Source organism: Mesorhizobium sp. P5_C1, assembly GCF_054049815.1.
In genome coordinates, this window is record NZ_JBFULQ010000464.1 from 1 (window position 1) to 4,307 (window position 4,307).

Sequence of the window (4,307 nt, forward strand, 5' to 3'; positions counted from 1 at the left end):
GTTGCCGGCGCCGCCATCAAGCCTGTCATTGCCGGCGCCGCCGACAAGGCGGTCAGCTCCCGCGCTTCCCTCCAGCACATCGTTGCCCGCGCCGCCCACAAGCCTGTCATTGCCGTGGCCGCCGACAAGGCGGTCAGCTCCCGCGCCCCCGTCAAGCGCATCGTTGCCCGCACCGCCGACAAGCCTGTCATTGCCGTGGCCACCGACAAGCCGGTCAGCTCCCGCGCTTCCCTCCAGCACATCGTTGCCCGGGCCGCCATTAAGCTTATCCTTGCCGCCGCCGCCAAAGAGACCGTCCGATCCGGCTCCGCCCAGGAGCTGGTCCTTGCTGGCTCCCCCGTGGAGCTCGACAGCGGCTTCGGCCGTACCGCTGTTCGCGTCGTCGTTGATGCCAGCGTCGGTCGCAGGTTCATGGGTTCGCGCGAGGTCTGACTGGCTGTCAGACGCGCTGCCGGTTCGGTCACTTCCACTGGCCAAGGGAATGTCGTGGCCGGCGTGGGTATAGGCGATGTAATTGTAGGAGCTTGCATATTGCTGGTTGAACTGCTTCGAGCCTTCGAGCCAGGTGCCCTCCACCCCGCCCTCGAAGACGATGTTGCCGCGCTGCAGGTATGTTGCGTCGCCGGTGTGTTGGTAGACAAAGCCGAACCCGTTCACGATCAGCATGTTCAGGTCGGCGGCCGGCACATCCTGCTCCCCGGTGGCGGACGTCTCGTCGATATATTGAAACGCCTTAGCTGTGGCATCCCATTCGTGGGCCCACATGTAATCGAGATTGGCCTTGATGAAGGACACGATGCGCGGGTCGGCGTCGACCTGCTCGTAGTAGTTCATCAACGCCTCGTTCATGAGCCCGTTCATGAATGGCTTGTCGATCGGCGCGCCGTCAGGGGCCGCGCCGTCCACGAAATGCGGACGCGAGCCGTCGGTATGCTGGAAGCCGGAGGTCAGGATCTTCTCCAGGAGCGACTTGGCCAGAGCGCGGAAATCGTTGCCCCCGGACACCCCCCAGTCTTCGCCATTGGGCTGGATGTTGGGGACGCCAACGGAAGGCGCATCGATGAGGATCGCCTGCGTGAGCGTTTCCAGGGCGCGCGCCTCCTCGCGGCCCTCCGACTGGTGCGGGTCGAACAGGTTGGCCCAATTATTCTCCGTGTTCCACGGATTGACGACCTGGTCGGCCATCTTTCCGATGGCAGTCAGGCTGGCCTGGTCGCCATTGAGCAGATAGTGGGCGGTGATGCCCTTGGGCATGGACCACCAGGAGGCCACGCCGTAGTTATTCGCCTCGACATAGTTCTTCAGATAATCGTCTGCGATCGCATTGCCGCGCTCGAGATAAAACTGCTCGCCGGTGCGCGCATACCAGACATAGTTGATGAAGGCGCGGTCGTAATAGTTCGCCGAGGCCCAGTCATTGCCGTCAGCCGCCCAGTGGCTGTCATCATATGCGGCGAAATCCTGCTCATACCGCGYGAACAYGCCCCCCAGCGAMGACGTTTCCGAAACCGAAATGGTYGGMCCGACAAGCRAGMTCAATAAGTCAGACATTAAATACCATCCAATGCGTGCGATGAGCCCCCCACCCAAATTGCATCCGCGTTAGCGACTGGCGCATGRAATGCGGCGCGGCCGGATACAAACAAACAACGACGTTCCCCTCCAAAGGTTCTTTGAGCAATGGGGCCTCAATCTGGCACTAGCAGGGCAAAAATGCGGCGGACGGAAAATGCCGCAGGAACAAAGGCTCACAAAGAACCAGCTGTGGATAAGCACCTTCGAGGTGGAGACTTGCCCGCGAAGTGACAGCCGGCATCAACGTCCTGTCAGCCGATTCGGTGTATAACAGCGACTGACGATCCTGCACCATCCATCAAGCGCCATTGATTGACGAGGTGCAAACCGGTTTCCTAATTTTCCCGAAAAGCGCGCTGGAATGAATCCATCAAGGGCTTCGATAAGTATACTAGGAAGGTACGTTCCCCTGTGGAAATGAAGGTCTCGACTGGCATGCCGGGATAGACTTGTTCGGGTTTGACCTGCGGCGGAAGCTTGTCTGCCATTTTGAGACGTACCGTATAATAGGGCTGCCCGGTATTGGGGGTAATGAGGCGGTCTGCGGAGATGTAGAACACCTTGCCGGGAACCTTGGGCGTTGAGCGGGCATCAAGCGCCGTGAACATCATGTTYGCGTCCTGCCCAATTCGAATGGAATCAATGTCCTGCGGCTTGATCTGGGCTTCGACGATCAGGTCGTCGGTGGTCGGCAGGAGCTCCATTGCGACCTCCCCGGCGCGCATGACGCTTCCCTCGGAATTGTAGACGGAGCGCACGATGATACCGTCGACCGGCGCCCGGATCGTGGTTCGTTCGAGCACCGAGCGGGTGGCATGGATCTGCTCCTCCAGATCCGCAACCTGCGCCCGGGCCTTGTTGAGCTCAGCGACCGCGTCCTCGACCCGGCTCGTCGTCAGCCGCTCGATCTGCTGGCGCGCTTCAACGGTCTGGGTCACCGAACTCGCGATCTGAGCCTCCAGCGAGCCGGTCTGGCCGACGAGCTCGGCGACGCTGCGCAGGAGATCCGAATATTCCGAACGTTTGGTGAGTCCCTTTGCCAAAAGTCCCTTCTTCCGGTTGGCTTCTTCGTTGACGATCGCCAGTTGATCTATCGCTGCCTTCTTCTGGGCCTCCAATCCCACGATGGAGTCCTGCAAGGCGGTTACGCGCTGCTTCAGGATTTCCTGTTCTGCGTTATGGCGCGCAAGCCTCGCCTGGAATTCCTTGTTCTGCTCCTTGAACACATCGCTGAACTCCGAGGTGCCCGCGTAGCTTCCCACGCCCCTCGGGAGGACGATTGCCGTCAGCCCGTCACGCTCAGCCTCAAGCCGCGCCATCTCGGCTCGTTCAACGATCCATTGCTTGAGCACGCGGTTGAGCTGCGCCTGCGCCAAGGTTGGGTCAAGCTGGATCAGGGCCTGTCCCCGGCGAACCCGGTCGCCTTCCTTGAACCTGATCTTGTGGATGACACCGCCTTCGAGATGCTGGATCATGACGTTCTGACCGGCTGCCGCGACGACCCCTGGCGCAATTGTCGCACCTGCAAGCGGCGCCATCGCGGCCCACAATCCGAAGGCAAACAGGAATGCAGCCACGGCTGTTCCCCCTAGGAATGTGATCTTTTCTGTGCGGATATTGATGTCGTCCTGCCAGCGATAAAATTTTGTGCTCTGCATGGATCTGCTCATGTACCGACTGCCGCTGCGTCGGAGCGCGTGAAAGGCACCACAGCCTCTCCGCCGCGGGCTTGCGGCGCCATCGGTCGCGGTCCAGCGTGACTGTCCTGTGCCAGCCGGTCGAGCACGTCCTTCCCTGGGCCATAGAGTTCAATCTGGCCGTCGCGCAACACCAGTATCCGATCGCATTTGCGCGCGATGGACGGCCTATGCGTGATGATGAGAACCGTGGTTTTCCGAGAGCGCGCCTGGACGATGGCACGCTCGAGCGCCGCCTCGCCTTCGGCGTCAAGGTTGGCATTTGGCTCGTCGAGGACCAAGAGCCTGGGATCATCATAGAAGGCGCGCGCAAGCCCGATACGCTGCCGCTCTCCGCCAGAAAGACGCACACCCATGGGTCCGATAATCGTGGAGTAACCGTCCCTCTGGGAAAGCACCATCTGGTGCGCTTGCGCGTGCGCGGATGCCTGGATCACCTTCTCGTCGGCTGCGTCACGCTCAAAACGTGCGATGTTCTGAGCAATCGTGCCAGGGAAGAGCTCGACCTCCTGCGGCAGGTAGCCGATGTGGCGGCCCAAGGATTCCGGATCCCAGTTGCGGATGTCGGCGCCATCGAATCGGACTGCGCCCGAGCGGGGCTGGATAGCGCCAACGAGGAGGCGTGCCAGGGTGGACTTGCCCGCACGGCTCGGCCCGATGATAGCGACGGTCTCGCCCGCGGCGACAGCAAATGAAAGGCGCTTGATTAGAGGCAAGCTGACCTCGGTCGCGCCGGGCACGTAATATACCAACTGCTCGGTTGTCAGCCTGCCGCTCGGGGAGGGCAAGGCCACAGCCTGAAGACGCCCAGGCAGACCAACGAGGCTGGATACTCTTTTCCACGCAATATTGGCTTCCACTATCTGGCGCCAGCTGCCAACTATCTGGTCGAGTGGCTGCAGCGCCCGGGCCGAGATCATTGAGGACGCGAATATCATTCCAGCTGTCATTTGCTCATTGAGCACAAGATAAGCCCCGACTCCGAGAATCGCGATCTGCAGAACCGACCGTGCAGCGCGGGACACTGCGCTATAG

At 61.0% G+C, this 4,307-nt stretch carries 3 protein-coding genes; all 3 read right to left on the reverse strand.

What is annotated here, in order from left to right; genetic code table 11:
• Window positions 1–1,539 (reverse strand): calcium-binding protein (locus tag ACXJ7R_RS25845; protein ID WP_457154306.1); only part of this gene is annotated, 1,539 nt, incomplete at its 3' end.
• 371 nt (window positions 1,540–1,910) lie between these two features.
• Window positions 1,911–3,233, reverse strand: a complete 1,323-nt coding sequence (locus ACXJ7R_RS25850; RefSeq protein ID WP_457154307.1) for an HlyD family type I secretion periplasmic adaptor subunit — start codon at window positions 3,231–3,233, stop codon at window positions 1,911–1,913.
• Between the two features lie 8 nt (window positions 3,234–3,241).
• On the reverse strand, window positions 3,242–4,307 hold a 1,066-nt coding region (locus ACXJ7R_RS25855; RefSeq protein ID WP_457154308.1), incomplete at its 5' end, for a type I secretion system permease/ATPase.